Raw genomic sequence first — 16,408 nt, 5'->3', positions numbered from 1 at the left:
AGGGTGGCGGAATGAGTATTGAGCCAGCGCTGGTATGGATGTCCATCTTAGGGCCGGGTTGCCTGGCTATGTTGGTACTGATATACGTGGCTCACAAGCATACTGATGGGATTGAAGCGTTATTGATTAACTCCAAGTACATTGGAAATATGAAAATTACTTTTTCCGGGGGGGGCTTGATTGGGAAGGTTTTACGGACGTGCGTCATTGGAGGCGTACTGATGTTCCCGGGCCCCTATGCCCGCAGGGGGCTAGTCGATTTGAGCGAGGTCGAGCGTTTCCCCGTGGGGATGAAGCGGATCATTGTAGGTGGGGTGTTAATCCTCATTATCTGTTTTTCGATGATGGTCGCATTCCGAGCATGGACGTACCTGAGTTTGCAGTAAATGCAAATTAGTTGCTATGGGAATCAGATAGCGTGAAGTCTGATGGTGGTCCAGGCTGACCAACAGCCTGGACTTGATTTCAAGCTTTGTTCGAGTAAATCTGCGTACTCAGCAATTTCAGCTTCACCAAGTATCTGGACAGAGCCAGCTGCAAGCTGCTCGAGGCCAGCTGTGCCGGCCAGCACCTGAAGGAAGTGAAGCTAGTGGTGTGCCGTGCCGGTACCGAAAAGCTCAAGTACTACGAAGTCGTTCTCGAAGAAGTGATCATCGCCGATTACGCCCAGAGCGCCAGCGCCGGGGTGCCGATAGAAGTGATTCAATTGAACTACGGCCGCATCAAGACAACCTACACCCGGCAGAAACGTCTCGATGGCAGCGCCGGCGGTAATGTCACTGGGGGTTGGGACCGCATCAACAACAAGAAGTACGCGTGAGGTGCGACCATGTCCGAGGCACGCAGCTTTATCAATCCTCAGGCGCAATCGTATGAGTCGCTGAAGGCTGGCACGCCCATGTCGGCCAATCAGCGGGCCAAGTTTGATGTGCTGAATGCACATATCGCCAATGGTGTGGTTGTCGGCGGGGAGCTTGTGATTGTTGGTGATCCCAGCACGCCCATGTGCACAGGTCATGAAGCACTCTTGATGGCGAAGGCGGCGGGAATACATCATCAGCTTGAGATTAACGGCGCAGGGGTAGATGACTTTCTTCTGGATAACTACGAGTTTTTGAAAAGCCTGCTCGCCCATGCTTCCATGGGAGCTGGCGCTGTGAGCGACGGCTGGAGCAGATACCTTGCTGTTGGTGGTGCTATAGGCGGTACGGCCGTAGGTGATATCGGTGAGATGGTTGGTGAGTTGTTATATGAGGTGCCGCAATGACTAGCTTCGACACGAGGTGGTTAGGTCTTCCTTTGATGGTAGCTATGTTTATAGTCATATTTGTGTGGATTTATATTTCAGTTCGTTATGTAAATTACATAGAATCGTTACTTTCTAATAGTTCAATGGTTTCGGGTAACAAAAGGATTTTTAGCTCCGCCGGCTTGCTAGGTAAAGTGATGCGTACCGGTTCGGCGTCCGTCATGTTGTCGATGAGGGCGATTTGTATTCGTAAAGGCCTTCTGGATCGTCAGGATGTAAAGAGGTTTCCTGGTGGTTTGCGGCGTATGCTAGTTGGCTTGTGGTTTGTTCATGTGGCTGTTTTTTTATCGCTCATTGGTCTTTGGGTGTGGTTGAAATTGGTAGGCTATTAGTAGTTTTCGGCTGGAGCCTGCGGTGAGCAGAAGCGAGCTGTCTTCATCGTTAAATTTGTAAGGAATTTCGCACAATAGTCTTGGTTAGTTACCTACTAGTGCAGTGCCAGGCACCGGGGTATAGTGTCAGCCGGGCCTGAAGGAAGAGCGCGAGAATGAGTGCCGTAGCTTTGACGATAATCGCGTCTATCCTGCTCGCTTGTATGGCAATCAGCGTGTGTGTGATGGTTTACTTAGCTTGTCGATCTATAGAGGCTATCGAAAAAGCTTTAGCGAAATGCAAGTATATTCAGAGTAACAGGGAAAACTTTTCAGCGGCTGGTCTTGTTGGAAAATTAATGCGTACTTGCCTGGCGGCAAATATGCTGATGATTCCAGGGTTGTTTGTTCGAAAAGGTGTGGCAGATGTTTCAGATCTCGAGAATTTTCCAAGGCCTATTAAAAGAGTTTTGTTGCCGTCTTGGATGGGGCTTGTAGTGTCGACGACCTTGTTCTTTGCTTTCAACTGGCTGGTGGGAGTTTTAAAGTGAACTTGTGATGAAGTCTCAAGTACTCAGGCTTGTGCCCAGGCCACATGGCAGCCTGGGCAAGCTTTCAAGCCTTGTTCAGATACATCCGCGTAGTCAGCAAATACACCGGCAACCCCGACACCACAATCAGCAATGCCGCATAAGGCGCCGCCGCCGCGAACTCGACGTTTGCCGTATGCGCCCACACCTCGGTCGCCAGGGTGGTCATGCCGGTCGGGCTGAGCAGCAGCGTTGCCGTAAGCTCTTTCATGGCATCCAGGAACACCAGGGCAAACGCTGCCGCCATGGCCGGGAAGATAATCGGCAGGGTCACCCGGCAGAACGCGGCAAAACTGCTCGCACCCAGCGTACGCGCAGCTTCTTCCAGCGTTGGCGAAGCCTTGTTCAGCGCGGTGCGCACCGGCGATTGCGCCAACGGCAGGAACAGCAGTGCATAGGCCAGCAGCAACAGCGCCGTGGTCTGGTACAGCGCCGGCACATAGTGCAAGGCGAAGAACACCAGGGTCAGGGCGATCACCAGGCCGGGCAGGGCGTGCAGCAGGTACGGCAGGCGCTCGGCCCAGATCGCCAGGCGGCCTTTGTAGCGCACCACCAGGAAGCTGATCGGCAGCGCCAACAGCACGCAGAAGCCGGCACCGCCAAGTGACACCGACAGTGAGGTGAACAGCGCCTTGGAAATGGCCGACACCGGGAATGCCGCTGACGAACCTACGCCAAGCCAGTAGCCGAGCATCGCCAGGGGAATGCCGCTGCCCAGCACTGCCAGGCCCAGGCAGAACAGCTGCGCCGGCACCGCCCAACCACGCAGCCGCACCGGTTGTGCACGGCGTGCCACGCCCTGGCCGATGCGTACATGGCGGGTCTTGCCGCGCACGCGCAGCTCCAGCCACAGCATCACCAGGCACATCGCCAACAGGACGGCAGACAACATGGCCGCGTTGGCGTTGCTGAACTCCAGTTCGAACTGCTGGTAAATCGCCGTGGTGAAGGTTTGCAGGCCGAGAATCGACAGCGCACCGAACTCCACCAGCATGTGCAGGGCAATCAGCAGGGCACCGCCAAGCATCGACGGCCACAGCAGGGGCAGGGTCACCTTGGTGAATACGCCCCAGCGGCTACAACCCAGGGTGCGCGCCGACTCCTCCAGGGAGGTGTCGAGATTGCGCAGGGTCGCGGCCACCGGCAGGAACACCAGCGGGTACTTGGACAGGGCCATGACCATGATCGCCCCGCCCAACCCTTCGAAGTCCGAGCTAAGCGATACCCAGGTGAAGCTGCTGACGAACGACGGTACGGCAAACGGCAGGCACAGCACCACCCCCCACAGCCGGCGACCGGCCAGGTTGCTGCGCTCCAGCAGCCAGGCCAGCGCCAGACCGACCACCATGCAGGTCAGCGTTACACCGACCATCAGCAGCAGGGTATTGCGCATCAGCCCCCAGACAAAGGGCCGCCACAGCAGGTACAGGGCTTCGTGCCAGCCGGCTTCCCAGGCTTTGATTGCCACATAGGCCAGGGGCAGCAAGCTCATCGCCACCAGGAACAGCACAGGCAGCACGACCCAGATCGAAGGGCGCTTGCGGCGCGGTACGAACCGTACCTGCAGCGGGGTGGACAGGGCGGCGGTCATCAGAGCAGGCCGACCTCGCGTTCCAGCTCGATGGCTTCTTCGGCATTACCCAGGTCAGCTGGCGAAATCTTCGGCGGGCGCAGTTCATCGAACGGTTTCAGGCCGCGGTCCGAAACCATGCCTTTGTGCAATGGGTACTCCGCGGTGGTCTGGGTGATCACGCGCTGGCCTTCTTCGCTGGCCATCCAGTTGAGCAGGGCCTGGGCCTCTTTCGGGTGCTTGCTGGCCTTCACGGCCGCGGCGCCCGAGATGGTCACCAGATTGCCGGCGTCGCCGTCGGCCAGGTAGTACAGTTTCGAATCGAGCTTGCCGCGCTCACGCTCCAGGGCGTACCAGTAATAGTTGTTCACCAGTACGGCAGCCACTTCGCCTTTTTCCACGGCCTTCAGCGCGACCATGTTGTTGGTGTAGGTCTTGCCGAAGGCCTTCAGGCCGGTCAGCCATTCTTCGGTGGCTTCACGCCCGTGCATCTTCAGGATGGCAACGGCCTGCTCCTGGAACGCACCGCTGGTCGGTACATAGCCTACGCGCCCTTCCCAGTCAGGGTTGGCGAAGTCCATGACGGTGGTCGGCAGGTCTTTCTCGTCGATCTTCTTCGGGTTGTAGACCACCACGCGGGTGCGCGCGGTAACGCCCATCCAGGTGCCGTTGGCAGCCACATATTCCTTGGGCAGCATGTTCAGCGTGGCGTCGTCGATCTTCGCCAGCAGGCCCAGCTCGCCCAGGTTGTTCAGCGGTGGCGATTCTTCGGTGTAGATGATGTCGGCCGGCGAGCGATCGCCTTCCTCGATGATCTGGCTGGCCAGCTGGTTGCTGCTGCCTTTACGGATATTGATGTGGATACCGGTCTTGGCCTCGTAGGCCTTGGCGATGGCTTCGCCGATTTCCTTGTGCTGACCGTTGTACATGGTCAGGGTGACCGGTGCGTCAGCCATGGCGGCCGGAGCGCCGATGACCAGGCTCAGCACGGCGGCGGCCAAGGTACGCATCAGCGGTTGCGGGCGGATCGTCATGCGGGTACTTCCTCGCTTACGGCAACATATTTGGAAACAATGGTAAACGAAATCGTTTCTCATGTGGCCGGGTGACGATAAATTCATCGTCAGACCATGGTGCAAGGGGTGGGGGAGGGTACAAAAATCGCAGGCAAGAAAAAACCCACTAGCAAGCTAGTGGGTTTTTGTATGGTGCCCAGGAGAAGACTCGAACTTCCACGACCGTTAAGTCACTGATACCTGAAACCAGCGCGTCTACCAATTCCGCCACCTGGGCAAAGCTTTACATCATCTGGAGAAGGCGAAAATCGTTCGCTTTCACACAGTAGTAACAGATCCTTGGTCATCTGTTACTTGAAATACTTGGTGCCCAGGAGAAGACTCGAACTTCCACGACCTTGCGGTCACTGATACCTGAAACCAGCGCGTCTACCAATTCCGCCACCTGGGCACACATTCAAGATTATTTGGTGCTTTACAGCGCCGCTAATCTCTATTACAACTTCGGGCTAGTCCGTCGTTGTGGTGCGCACTATACGGACGGCTTGGGGGGCTGTAAACCCCCTTGGCAAAAAAAAATTCAAAAATTTCAACTTGTTGATTCCACTGGCCTATTCCTGCTGTTTACGCACTGCAGCGGGGGCTGTCCAAGGCCGACATTTCCGGTTTCAATACGCCTATGCCAGAATTCCTATCTATATACCCCAAGGTGAACCCCTTCTGATGGCCGATTGGCAATCCCTCGATCCCGAGGCCGCTCGCGAAGCGGAAAAATACGATAACCCCATTCCCAGCCGTGAGCTGATCCTGCAACGCCTTGCCGACCGTGGCGAGCCCGCCGCACGCGAGGACCTGGCGAAAGAATTTGGTCTGTATGAAGAAGACCAGATCGAAGCCTTGCGCCGCCGTCTACGTGCCATGGAGCGCGATGGCCAGCTTATCTATACCCGGCGCGGCACTTATGCCCCGGTAGACAAGCTGGACCTGATCTGCGGCCGCGTCTCTGGCCACCGCGACGGCTTCGGTTTCCTTATTCCAGATGACGGCAGCGAAGACCTGTTCCTCAGCCCGTCGCAGATGCGCCTGGTGTTCGACGGTGACCGCGGCCTGGCGCGCGTGTCCGGCGTGGACCGCCGCGGCCGTCGCGAAGGCGTGCTGGTCGAGGTCATCTCCCGCGCCCACGAAAGCGTGGTCGGCCGCTACTTCGAAGAAGGCGGCATCGGCTATGTGACCCCCGACAACCCCAAGATCCAGCAAGAAGTGCTGGTGACTGCGGGGCGCAACGGTGGTGCCAAGATCGGCCAGTTCGTCGAGATCAAGATCACCCATTGGCCAACCCCGCGCTTCCAGCCGCAAGGCGACGTGGTGGAGGTCATTGGCAACTACATGGCCCCCGGCATGGAAATCGACGTTGCCCTGCGCAGCTACGATATCCCCCATGTGTGGCCCAAGGACGTGATCAAGGAAGCGCGCAAGTTCCGCTCTGAAGTCGAAGACAAGGACAAAGAGAAGCGCATCGACCTGCGTCACCTGCCGTTCGTCACCATCGACGGTGAAGACGCCCGCGACTTCGACGACGCCGTGTATTGCGAGCCGCTGGGCAAGCTGCGCCTGTTCTCCGGTGGCTGGCGCCTGTATGTGGCCATTGCCGACGTGTCCAGCTATGTACGCCTGGGTTCGGCCCTGGACGTAGAAGCGCAGCAGCGCGGCAACTCGGTGTACTTCCCCGAGCGCGTGGTGCCGATGCTCCCCGAGGAGCTGTCCAACGGCCTGTGCTCGCTGAACCCGCACGTCGATCGCCTGGCCATGGTCTGCGAAATGACCATGAACAAGGCCGGCCAGATGGTCGACTATCAGTTCTACGAAGGCGTTATCCACTCCCACGCCCGCCTGACCTACAACAAGGTCAGCAGCATGCTCGAGCACTCGCGCACCCGTGAAGGCAAGGCGCTGCGCGAAGAGTACAAGGCGGTCGTGCCAGACCTGAAGAACCTGTACAACCTGTACAAGGTGCTGGTGGAGGCGCGTCACACCCGTGGCGCCATCGACTTCGAGACCCAGGAAACCCGCATCATCTTCGGTGACGAGCGCAAGATCGCGGAAATCCGCCCGACCGTGCGCAACGATGCCCACAAGCTGATCGAAGAGTGCATGCTGGCTGCCAACGTGGCCACTGCCGAGTTCCTGCAGAAGCACAGCGTGCCAGCCCTGTACCGTGTGCACGACGGCCCGCCGCCGGAGCGCCTGGAAAAACTGCGCGCCTTCCTTGGCGAACTGGGCCTCAGCCTGCACAAAGGCAAGGACCCGTCGCCGAAGGATTACCAGGCCCTGCTGGCGAGCATCGCCGGGCGCCCGGACTTCCACCTGATCCAGACGGTGATGCTGCGCTCGCTGAGCCAGGCCGTGTACAGCACCGAGAACAATGGCCACTTCGGCCTCAACTACGAGGCTTACACCCACTTCACCTCGCCGATCCGCCGTTACCCGGACCTGCTGGTGCACCGCGCCATTCGCAGCATCATCCGCTCCAAGGTCGACACCCCGCACGTCAAGCGGGCTGGTGCCATGAGCATTCCCAAGGCGCGCATCTACCCGTACGACGAGAACACCCTCGAGCAACTGGGTGAGCAGTGCTCGATGACCGAGCGCCGGGCCGACGAAGCCACCCGCGACGTGGTCAACTGGCTCAAGTGCGAGTTCATGAAAGACCGCGTGGGCGAGACCTTCCCGGGTGTGATCACCGCCGTGACCGGCTTCGGCCTGTTCGTCGAGTTGACCGACATCTACGTGGAAGGCCTGGTGCACGTCAGTGCGCTGCCGGGCGACTACTACCACTTCGACCCGGTGCACCATCGCCTGTCCGGCGAGCGCACCGGGCGCAGTTTCCGCCTGGGCGACACCATCGAAGTGAAGGTCATGCGGGTAGACCTGGACGAGCGCAAGATTGACTTCGAAGTGGCCCAGTCGACCCTGGCGGCACCTATCGGTCGCAAGCAGCGCGGCGCCGCGCCACCAGCTGACCAGGCCGAGCAGCCGCCGCTGAGCGAGGCGAAGGCCACGCCCAAGCCGCGCAGCCGTAAAAGCGAAGCCGCCGAAGCCTACTTCCCGAAAGACGCCGTGCAGCGTAATGCCGAAGTGCGCAAGAGCCGCGAGATGAAAAAGGCGCTGATGAGCGAGGCGCGCACGGGCGGCCACGCCAGCAGCAAGTCGGACAAAGGTGGCAAGGCCACTGGCAAACCGACCAAGCACCGTAAAGGCCCACCGAAGTCCGGTGCGCCACGCAAGAGCAAGAGCAAGTCATGAGTCAGCTGGAAAAGATCTACGGCGTGCACGCCGTGCAGGCATTGCTGCAGCACCATCCGAAGCGGGTCAAGCAGATCTGGCTGTCGGAAGGGCGCAGCGAGCCACGCCTGCAGGCGCTGTTGGCACTGGCCGCGGAAAACCGCGTGGCGGTTGGCCAGGCCGAGCGCCGCGAAATGGATGCCTGGGTCGAGGGGGTGCACCAGGGCGTTGTCGCCGAGGTCAGCCCCAGCCAGGTGTGGGGCGAACTGATGCTCGAAGAGATGCTCGAGCGCACGGAAACCCCGCCGCTGATCCTGGTGCTGGACGGTGTGACCGACCCGCACAACCTCGGCGCCTGCCTGCGTACTGCCGATGCGGCCGGCGCCACGGCAGTGATCGTGCCCAAGGACAAGTCGGCCACCCTGACCCCGGTGGTGCGCAAGGTGGCCTGCGGCGCTGCCGAGGTCATTCCGCTGGTGGCTGTCACCAACCTGGCGCGTACGCTGGAGAAATTGCAGCAACGTGGCCTGTGGGTGGTCGGCACCGCGGGTGAGGCCGAGCAGGAGATCTACCAGCAAGACCTGACCGGGCCGCTGGTGATGATCATGGGCGCTGAAGGCAAGGGCATGCGCCGCCTCACCCGCGAACATTGCGACTTCCTGGTGAAATTGCCGATGAGTGGCAGCGTCAGCAGCCTTAACGTATCGGTCGCCACGGGCGTGTGCCTGTTTGAGGCCGTGCGTCAGCGCCAGGCCAAGCGCTGATCTTCAGCCTGTAACGGCCCCTTCGCGGGCATGCCCGCTCCCACAGGTTCGCTGCTGCCTCTGGCAACGCAGCTTTCCTGTGGGAGCGGGCGTGCACGCGAAGGGGGCTTGACGCCATGTGAATATGTTTCAGGCTGTTCAAATATTCGCCAATTGCCTTGCTTGTGCGCAACGCCTTCTCTACAATTGCGCCCCTTGCCGAGCTGGCAGGCGCTCATGTGCCTCCCCTCCGTGCAAGACATACAGTGTCATTCACTCCTTGTCTGACCAGATTCACTGGCAGACTACTAACCCGTAAGGAGCATTCATGCGTCATTACGAAATCATCTTCCTGGTTCACCCGGACCAGAGCGAACAAGTCGGCGGCATGGTTGAGCGTTACACCAAGCTGATCGAAGAAGATGGTGGCAAAATCCACCGCCTGGAAGACTGGGGCCGTCGTCAACTGGCCTACGCAATCAACAATGTTCACAAGGCTCACTACGTGATGCTGAACGTTGAGTGCACCGGCAAGGCCCTGGCCGAGCTGGAAGACAACTTCCGCTACAACGATGCCGTGATCCGTAACCTGGTCATCCGTCGTGACGAAGCCGTTACCGGCCAGTCCGAGATGCTGAAGGCTGAAGAGAACCGCAGCGAGCGCCGTGAGCGTCGCGAGCGTCCTGAGCATGCTGACTCCGCCGAAGGCGACGACAGCAATGACAGCGACTCCAGCGATAACGCTGACGAGTAATCCACGGACCTTTAGAGGAGCCTATTAAATGGCACGTTTCTTCCGTCGTCGTAAATTCTGCCGCTTCACTGCTGAAGACGTGAAAGAGATCGACTTCAAAGATCTCAACACCCTGAAAGCTTACGTATCCGAAACCGGCAAGATCGTTCCAAGCCGTATCACCGGTACCAAAGCTCGTTATCAGCGTCAGCTGGCTACCGCTATCAAGCGCGCCCGCTTCCTGGCCCTGCTGCCCTACACCGACAGCCACGGCCGCTGAGACCGGGTCGTCGACAAGCAGTAAGGGACTAGCATGCGAGCGTTAGCAAGTTTCATCATGCGCGGTCGTATGCAGGCCACCCTGGTGGTGGTCATCAGCGCGGTACTGCCGCTGCTGTTCTGGTTGAGTGCCGCTGCCGGCAGCCTTGTGCTGCTGCGGCGTGGGTTCAGGGATGCTACATCGGTCATCGTCGGCGGCTTGCTCGCCGGGCTGGCTGTGTGGGTCATGGGCGATCCCATCACCTTTCTGGTGATTGCGGGTGCCCTGGCCTTGGCCGCCATGTTGCGTGCCGAGCATCCCTGGAGCCGGGTGTTGCTCGCCAGTGCCGTGTTCGCCGTGGCTTTCAGCCTCGTGCTTGATCTGGCGCTGGCGCAGACCTTCGATATGCTGGCCAAGGCGTTTGCCGAAGCCATGCCGAAAATCGAAGGGGAACCCGTGCTCTCCGGTGAGCTGATCCGCCCTGTGCTGGTCGCCTCCACAGCAGTGACGGTGCAATTGTTCAGTGTGCTGGCGTTGATGCTGGCGCGCTATTGGCAAGCAGCGTTGTACAACCCTGGAGGCTTCGGTCGCGAGTTTCGCGAGCTGAAGTTGCCGAAACAGACCATGGCGGTCTTGGTGGCAGTGATGGTGGTGGCGCCGTTTATCGGTCCGCAGTTCATCATTCTGGCATCGGCTTCCAGCCTGGTACTGGTGCTGGCCGGCATCGCGTTGATGCACGGGCTGGTGGCACAGGGGCGACTGGCCGGTTTCTGGCTGGTGGGCATGTACGTGACGTTGCCGCTGATCATGCAGCTGATTTATCCGTTGCTGGTGGTCTTGGCCATTGTCGACAGCCTGATTGATTTTCGCGGTCGCAAGTCCCCCAAGGGGAATGACTCCGCGAACGGTGAAGGTTAAAAGTTAAGAGGTTTTACCAAATGGAACTGATCCTGCTGGAAAAAGTCGCTAACCTGGGCAACCTGGGCGACAAAGTAAAAGTTAAGGCTGGTTACGGCCGTAACTTCCTGCTGCCATTCGGCAAGGCCACCGTTGCCAACGCCGCCAACCTGGCTGCGTTCGAAGAGCGTCGTGCCGAGCTGGAAAAAGCAGCCGCTGACAAGAAAGCTTCGGCTGAAAGCCGCGCTGCCCAACTGGCCGAGCTGGAAGTGACCATCACTGCCACCGCTGGCGACGAAGGCAAGCTGTTCGGTTCGATCGGCACCCACGACATCGCTGACGCCCTGACCGCCTCTGGCGTTGAAGTGGCCAAAGCTGAAGTTCGTCTGCCGAACGGCACTATCCGTCAGGTTGGCGAATACGACGTAGCCGTGCACCTGCACAGCGACGTTGAAGCCACTGTACGTGTGGTTGTCGTAGCTGCCTAAGCTGCGCTGACTGGCTGGCTCCCTGCGAGCCAGGCAGTTAACATCGGGCACGGTCCTGTTTCCTACAGGCCGTGCCCTTTGTCTTTTTCGTCCTCCAGAATTCTTTCGTGGCCATGAACGAGATCACCACTTCCGAACAGCTAGACCTGCAAACCGCAGCCCTCAAGGTGCCGCCGCATTCCATCGAGGCCGAACAGGCCGTGCTCGGTGGCCTGATGCTGGACAACAACGCCTGGGAGCGGGTGCTGGATCAGGTATCGGACGGCGATTTCTATCGGCATGACCACCGCCTGATCTTCCGTGCCGTGCACAAGTTGGCCGACGCCAACCAGCCATTCGACGTGGTTACCCTGCACGAGCAACTGGACAAGGAAGGCCTGTCTTCGCAAGTTGGCGGCCTGGCGTACCTGGCAGAACTGGCCAAGAACACGCCGTCGGTGGCGAACATCAAGGCCTATGCCGCGATCATTCGCGAGCGCGCCACGTTGCGCCAGCTGATCAGCATCAGTACCGACATCGCCGACAACGCCTTCAACCCGCAAGGGCGCAACGCCGAAGAAATCCTCGACGATGCCGAGCGGCAGATTTTCCAGATTGCCGAGGCCCGGCCGAAAACCGGTGGTCCGGTGGGGGTCAACGAGCTGTTGACCATGGCCATCGACCGTATCGACACCTTGTTCAACTCCGACAGCGACATTACCGGTGTATCCACCGGCTTTACCGACCTGGACGAGAAGACCAGCGGCCTGCAGGCGGCCGACTTGATCATCGTTGCTGGCCGCCCGTCGATGGGCAAGACCACCTTTGCCATGAACCTGGTGGAAAACGCCGTACTGCGTACCGACAAGGCCGTCCTAGTGTTCTCGCTGGAAATGCCAGGTGAGTCGCTGATCATGCGTATGCTGTCGTCGCTGGGCCGCATCGACCAGACCAAGGTCCGTTCCGGCCAGCTGGACGACGATGACTGGCCGCGGTTGACTTCGGCGGTGAACCTGCTCAACGACCGCAAGTTGTTCATCGACGACACCGCGGGCATCAGCCCCTCGGAAATGCGCGCGCGCACCCGCCGCCTGGCCCGTGAACACGGCGAAATCGCCATGATCATGGTCGATTACCTGCAGCTGATGCAGATTCCGGGTTCGGCCGGTGATAACCGCACCAACGAAATTTCCGAGATTTCCCGCTCGCTCAAAGCCTTGGCAAAGGAATTCAACTGCCCCGTCATCGCCCTGTCGCAGCTGAACCGCTCGCTGGAACAGCGCCCGAACAAGCGCCCGGTGAACTCCGACTTGCGTGAGTCCGGTGCAATCGAGCAGGACGCCGACGTGATCATGTTCGTGTACCGCGACGAGGTGTACCACCCCGAGACCGAGCACAAGGGCGTGGCGGAAATCATCATCGGTAAACAGCGTAACGGCCCGATCGGCTTTGTCCGTTTGGCGTTTATCGGCAAGTACACCCGCTTCGAAAACCTCGCGCCGGGCATGTACAACTTCGATGATGATGAATAACTCACTGTAGGAGCGGCCTTGCGTCGCGATGGGCTGCGCAGCAGCCCCCACACTGTTTGTATTTGCACTGAAATCCTGGGGCTGCTGCGCAGCCCATCGCGACGCAAGGCCGCTCCTACAAGGTGTAAGGAGCGCCGGCTAGCGGGGGATTCTGAGCGATGTTCGTTTGCATTTGGCCGATGATCCGACCCTCGCTCATGGTGATAACCCGGTCAAACCGCGACAGCACGCTCTGATCATGCGTTACACAAACCAGCCCTCTTCCGTTGAATGCCTCAAACAACAGATCCCAAGTGCGCTCTGCCGACCCGGCATCGAGCCCAGCTGTAGGTTCATCAAAGAAATTGAATTCCCCAGGCTGATTAAGAAGGCGTAGCAGCGTCAGCCTGCGTGCTTCGCCGCCGGAAATCGATTCTGCGCGTGCATCCAGATCAAGTTCGTACCAGTCTTTGCCCAGGCCCAACCGTTCAAGCCACCGCTCGATTTGAGCGCGATCATGAGCTTGCTCGAACACCACCGCGCGGGGCAGGGAGCCGGGTATGAAATGCGTATCCTGAGGACAAAGTCGTAAGCGACTGAACTGTTCTCTCGCGTCGAGCGACGCCAGGCACCTGCTTGTCTAGCCGAAACTGATCTACCAATCGCCAAGCCTCAGCAATCCGCTCACCAGGGTGACCGGGCCTGTAAGCCCGCAGACGATTAATACCGCTATTCGGATTGTTCAAGGCAACCCGCTGCGAGTGCAGATGCCTTTTCAAGGCTTTTTTTGATGTCGCCTGGGCGGGCCCTTTCGCGGGCATGCCCGCTCCCACAGGTACGGTGCAAGTCGCGAAGTTTGTGGTGACTTTGTGGGAGCGGGCGTGCCCGCAAAAGGGCCCGTCCAGGCAGCCGAGAATTATCATGGGAATGAACACTCAGTTCACCGTCGGCAAGACCACGTTCTATCAAGGCGAAAATGGCACCTACCCGTCGTTCCGCATCGAGCCCGGAATCCCATGCCAGGACGCTCGCGACCAGTCTTCGGCGTTGATGGGGTATGAGCGCCAATTGACCATGATCGGGTTGATGGATGAAACAACCCCCAAGTCAGCCAACCGTCACCCCACCCACCAATCCCCCACGAAGACAGTCGGATTTGGTCAAAATTTGTGCTATATTTCGCGCCCGCGATTTTCCTGCACACCAGAACCGGTCACTGACATGCAAGCAGCCAAACCACTCTACGACTATCCCAAGTACTGGGCCGAATGCTTCGGGCCAGCACCTTTCCTGCCAATGAGCAGGGAGGAGATGGATCTGCTCGGCTGGGATTCCTGCGACATCATCATCGTGACCGGGGATGCCTACGTCGATCACCCCTCGTTCGGCATGGCCATCATCGGCCGGCTACTGGAAGCCCAGGGTTTCCGCGTGGGCATCATTGCCCAGCCGAACTGGCAGTCCAAAGACGACTTCATGAAGCTCGGCGAGCCCAACCTGTTCTTCGGCGTGGCCGCCGGCAACATGGACTCGATGATCAACCGCTACACCGCGGACAAGAAAATCCGTTCCGACGACGCCTACACCCCGGGTGGCCTGGCCGGTAGCCGACCAGACCGCGCCAGCCTGGTGTACAGCCAGCGCTGCAAGGAAGCCTATAAGCATGTGCCGATCGTACTCGGCGGCATCGAGGCATCGTTGCGTCGCATTGCCCACTATGACTACTGGCAGGACAAGGTTCGCCATTCGATCCTGATCGACGCCAGCGCCGACATCCTGCTGTTCGGCAACGCCGAGCGGGCGGTGGTCGAGGTGGCCCAGCGCCTGTCCAGTGGCGAAAGCATCGAAAGCATCACCGACGTGCGCGGCACCGCTTTCGTGCGCCGTGACACGCCGCAGGGCTGGTACGAAATCGACTCGACCCGCATCGACCGCCCAGGCCGTGTCGACAAGATCATCAACCCCTACGTGAACACCCAGGACACCCAGGCCTGTGCCATCGAGCAGGCCAAGGGCGACCAGGAAGACCCGAACGAAGCCAAGGTGGTACAGATTCTCGACAGCCCGGCGGTCACGCGGGAAAAGTCGGTCATCCGCCTGCCATCGTTCGAGAAGGTGCGTAACGACCCGGTGCTCTATGCCCACGCCAACCGCGTGCTGCACCTGGAGACCAACCCGGGCAACGCCCGTGCACTGGTGCAGAAACACGGTGACGTGGACGTGTGGTTCAACCCGCCACCCATTCCGATGAGCACCGAGGAAATGGACTACGTGTTCGGCATGCCTTACGCCCGTGTACCGCACCCTGCGTACGGCAAGGCGCGTATCCCGGCCTACGAAATGATCCGTTTCTCGGTCAATATCATGCGTGGCTGCTTCGGCGGCTGCACCTTCTGCTCGATCACCGAGCACGAAGGCCGCATCATCCAGAACCGCTCGCACGAGTCGATCCTGCACGAAATCGAAGAGATGCGTGACAAGGTGCCAGGCTTCACCGGCGTGGTGTCCGACCTTGGCGGCCCGACTGCGAACATGTATCGCATCGCGTGCAAGAGCCACGATATCGAAAAGCACTGCCGCAAGCCCTCGTGCGTGTTCCCTGGCATCTGCGAGAACCTCAACACCGACCACAGTTCGCTGATCGAGCTGTACCGCAAGGCTCGCGCCCTGCCAGGGGTGAAGAAGATCCTGATTGCCTCGGGCCTGCGCTACGACCTGGCCGTGGAGTCGCCGGAATACGTCAAGGAGCTGGTCACCCACCACGTAGGTGGCTACCTGAAGATTGCCCCGGAGCACACTGAGCGTGGCCCGCTGGACAAGATGATGAAGCCGGGCATTGGTACCTATGACCGCTTCAAGCGCATGTTCGAGAAATTCTCGAAAGAAGCGGGTAAAGAGCAGTACCTGATCCCGTACTTCATTGCCGCGCACCCGGGTACCACCGACGAAGACATGATGAACCTGGCGCTATGGCTCAAGGGCAACGGCTTCCGTGCCGACCAGGTACAGGCGTTCTACCCGTCGCCGATGGCCTCGGCCACCGCCATGTACCACTCGGGCAAGAACCCGCTGCGCAAGGTGACCTACAAGAGCGAAGGTGTGGAAATCGTCAAGAGTGACGAGCAGCGCCGTCTGCACAAGGCCTTCTTGCGCTACCACGACCCTAAAGGCTGGCCAATGCTACGCGAAGCGCTGCAGCGCATGGGCCGCGCCGACCTGATCGGGCCTGGCAAGCACCAGTTGATTCCGGCGCACCAGCCGCAGACCGACAGCTACCAGAGCGCGCGCCGCAAGAACTCGACCCCGCCGGGCAGCCACAAAGTGGGCAAGGACCAGAAAATCCTGACCCAGCACACGGGCCTGCCACCGCGTGGCAGCGATGGCAGCAAGCCGTGGGACAAGCGCGAAAAGGCCAAAGCCGAAGCGTTTGCGCGTAATCAGCAGGCGGCCAAGGAGCGCAAGGAAGCGGGCAAGGGTGGTGGCGGCAAGGGCAAGAAGCCGCGCCAGCCAGTCATTCCGCGCTGATTTCGGGGGCCGCCTTGCGGCCCAATCGCCGGCAAGCCACTACGGGGATCGCATCAGGGCTGACAGGTGTTTGCCACACGGTATGCAGCGCCTGTTAGAGCGAGCGCCGCCCGCGCGGCGCATCGCGAGCTGCGCTCGCTCCTACGTTTGTTTCGGGCCAATTATTCCTGTGGGATTTGCGCGCGAACGCCTTGG

At 59.7% G+C, this 16,408-nt stretch carries 13 protein-coding genes, 2 tRNA genes and 2 pseudogenes; 12 read left to right on the top strand and 5 right to left on the bottom strand.

Annotated features, from left to right (window positions below; all coding sequences use genetic code 11):
- Positions 1-493: 493 nt before the first annotated feature.
- The 4 genes and pseudogenes from QME24_RS03445 to QME24_RS03430 all read left to right on the top strand — a co-directional run.
- Positions 494-820, top strand: a pseudogene (locus QME24_RS03445) (type VI secretion system tube protein Hcp); the annotation flags it as partial.
- Positions 821-829: 9 nt separating this feature from the next.
- Positions 830-1,183: pseudogene (locus QME24_RS03440) on the top strand (hypothetical protein); the annotation flags it as partial.
- 80 nt (positions 1,184-1,263) lie between these two features.
- Positions 1,264-1,641 carry a hypothetical protein gene (locus QME24_RS03435; protein WP_033690021.1) on the top strand — a complete coding sequence of 126 codons (378 nt, stop codon included), beginning with the start codon at positions 1,264-1,266 and terminating at the stop codon, positions 1,639-1,641.
- 155 nt (positions 1,642-1,796) lie between these two features.
- Entirely contained in the window at positions 1,797-2,171 is a 375-nt protein-coding gene (locus QME24_RS03430) for a hypothetical protein (RefSeq protein ID WP_033690019.1), read from the top strand.
- Between the two features lie 64 nt (positions 2,172-2,235).
- On the opposite strand, the gene QME24_RS03425 is transcribed toward QME24_RS03430, so the two are convergent.
- From QME24_RS03425 to QME24_RS03410, 4 genes are all read right to left on the bottom strand, one after another.
- Positions 2,236-3,801 carry an iron ABC transporter permease gene (locus QME24_RS03425; protein WP_280091834.1) on the bottom strand — a complete coding sequence of 522 codons (1,566 nt, stop codon included), beginning with the start codon at positions 3,799-3,801 and terminating at the stop codon, positions 2,236-2,238.
- The gene (locus QME24_RS03420) at positions 3,801-4,814 is read right to left on the bottom strand and encodes an extracellular solute-binding protein (protein ID WP_009681291.1); all 1,014 of its coding nucleotides are present in this window, start codon (positions 4,812-4,814) and stop codon (positions 3,801-3,803) included. The genes QME24_RS03425 and QME24_RS03420 overlap by 1 nt, the downstream gene beginning before the upstream one ends.
- A 172-nt stretch (positions 4,815-4,986) precedes the next feature.
- A tRNA-Leu gene (locus QME24_RS03415) sits at positions 4,987-5,073 on the bottom strand.
- A gap of 87 nt (positions 5,074-5,160) precedes the next feature.
- A tRNA-Leu gene (locus tag QME24_RS03410) sits at positions 5,161-5,247 on the bottom strand.
- 272 nt (positions 5,248-5,519) lie between these two features.
- On the opposite strand from QME24_RS03410, the gene rnr reads away from it, so the two are divergent.
- The 7 genes from rnr to dnaB all read left to right on the top strand — a co-directional run bounded on the left by rnr (position 5,520) and on the right by dnaB (position 12,709).
- Entirely contained in the window at positions 5,520-8,099 is a 2,580-nt protein-coding gene (gene rnr, locus QME24_RS03405; RefSeq protein ID WP_280091833.1) for a ribonuclease R, read from the top strand.
- Positions 8,096-8,842, top strand: coding sequence for a 23S rRNA (guanosine(2251)-2'-O)-methyltransferase RlmB (gene rlmB, locus QME24_RS03400; RefSeq protein ID WP_009681289.1), 747 nt, complete (start codon positions 8,096-8,098; stop codon positions 8,840-8,842). Before rnr ends, rlmB begins: the two co-directional genes overlap by 4 nt.
- 307 nt (positions 8,843-9,149) lie before the next feature.
- Positions 9,150-9,575, top strand: a complete 426-nt coding sequence (gene rpsF / locus QME24_RS03395) for a 30S ribosomal protein S6 (protein WP_003249557.1) — start codon at positions 9,150-9,152, stop codon at positions 9,573-9,575.
- 28 nt (positions 9,576-9,603) lie between these two features.
- Entirely contained in the window at positions 9,604-9,834 is a 231-nt protein-coding gene (rpsR, locus tag QME24_RS03390; protein WP_003249563.1) for a 30S ribosomal protein S18, read from the top strand.
- A 33-nt stretch (positions 9,835-9,867) separates the two neighbouring features.
- Complete coding sequence (locus tag QME24_RS03385; RefSeq protein ID WP_029887882.1) at positions 9,868-10,731, top strand: hypothetical protein; 864 nt, start codon at positions 9,868-9,870, stop codon at positions 10,729-10,731.
- 20 nt (positions 10,732-10,751) lie between these two features.
- Entirely contained in the window at positions 10,752-11,198 is a 447-nt protein-coding gene (rplI, locus tag QME24_RS03380) for a 50S ribosomal protein L9 (RefSeq protein ID WP_003249568.1), read from the top strand.
- A gap of 113 nt (positions 11,199-11,311) precedes the next feature.
- On the top strand, positions 11,312-12,709 hold the full coding sequence (gene dnaB, locus QME24_RS03375) for a replicative DNA helicase (RefSeq protein ID WP_009681285.1): 1,398 nt from the start codon (positions 11,312-11,314) through the stop codon (positions 12,707-12,709).
- A 115-nt stretch (positions 12,710-12,824) separates the two neighbouring features.
- Here the strand turns inward: dnaB and QME24_RS03370 are convergent, their stop codons facing one another.
- On the bottom strand, positions 12,825-13,316 hold the full coding sequence (locus tag QME24_RS03370; RefSeq protein ID WP_259368267.1) for an ATP-binding cassette domain-containing protein: 492 nt from the start codon (positions 13,314-13,316) through the stop codon (positions 12,825-12,827).
- A gap of 593 nt (positions 13,317-13,909) precedes the next feature.
- On the opposite strand from QME24_RS03370, the gene QME24_RS03365 reads away from it, so the two are divergent.
- Positions 13,910-16,213, top strand: coding sequence for a YgiQ family radical SAM protein (locus QME24_RS03365; RefSeq protein ID WP_054906296.1), 2,304 nt, complete (start codon positions 13,910-13,912; stop codon positions 16,211-16,213).
- Positions 16,214-16,408: the final 195 nt, after the last annotated feature.

This window comes from Pseudomonas sp. PARCl1 (assembly GCF_947311875.1).
Taxonomy (GTDB): Bacteria; Pseudomonadota; Gammaproteobacteria; order Pseudomonadales; family Pseudomonadaceae; genus Aquipseudomonas; species Aquipseudomonas juntendi.
Note: the sequence above shows the minus strand (reverse complement) of the source record. Positions and strands in the feature narration are given on the sequence as shown.

What these genes read in the sequence shown, in the direction of transcription:
- rlmB (WP_009681289.1), top strand. Translation starts at nt 8,096, where the DNA reads ATGAGTCAGCTGGAAAAGATCTACGGCGTGCACGCCGTGCAGGCATTG.
- rplI (WP_003249568.1), top strand. Translation starts at nt 10,752, where the DNA reads ATGGAACTGATCCTGCTGGAAAAAGTCGCTAACCTGGGCAACCTGGGC.
- dnaB (WP_009681285.1), top strand. Translation starts at nt 11,312, where the DNA reads ATGAACGAGATCACCACTTCCGAACAGCTAGACCTGCAAACCGCAGCC.
- rpsR (WP_003249563.1), top strand. Translation starts at nt 9,604, where the DNA reads ATGGCACGTTTCTTCCGTCGTCGTAAATTCTGCCGCTTCACTGCTGAA.
- QME24_RS03435 (WP_033690021.1), top strand. Translation starts at nt 1,264, where the DNA reads ATGACTAGCTTCGACACGAGGTGGTTAGGTCTTCCTTTGATGGTAGCT.
- QME24_RS03385 (WP_029887882.1), top strand. Translation starts at nt 9,868, where the DNA reads ATGCGAGCGTTAGCAAGTTTCATCATGCGCGGTCGTATGCAGGCCACC.
- rnr (WP_280091833.1), top strand. Translation starts at nt 5,520, where the DNA reads ATGGCCGATTGGCAATCCCTCGATCCCGAGGCCGCTCGCGAAGCGGAA.
- QME24_RS03420 (WP_009681291.1), bottom strand. Translation starts at nt 4,814, where the DNA reads ATGACGATCCGCCCGCAACCGCTGATGCGTACCTTGGCCGCCGCCGTG.
- QME24_RS03425 (WP_280091834.1), bottom strand. Translation starts at nt 3,801, where the DNA reads ATGACCGCCGCCCTGTCCACCCCGCTGCAGGTACGGTTCGTACCGCGC.
- QME24_RS03365 (WP_054906296.1), top strand. Translation starts at nt 13,910, where the DNA reads ATGCAAGCAGCCAAACCACTCTACGACTATCCCAAGTACTGGGCCGAA.
- rpsF (WP_003249557.1), top strand. Translation starts at nt 9,150, where the DNA reads ATGCGTCATTACGAAATCATCTTCCTGGTTCACCCGGACCAGAGCGAA.
- QME24_RS03430 (WP_033690019.1), top strand. Translation starts at nt 1,797, where the DNA reads ATGAGTGCCGTAGCTTTGACGATAATCGCGTCTATCCTGCTCGCTTGT.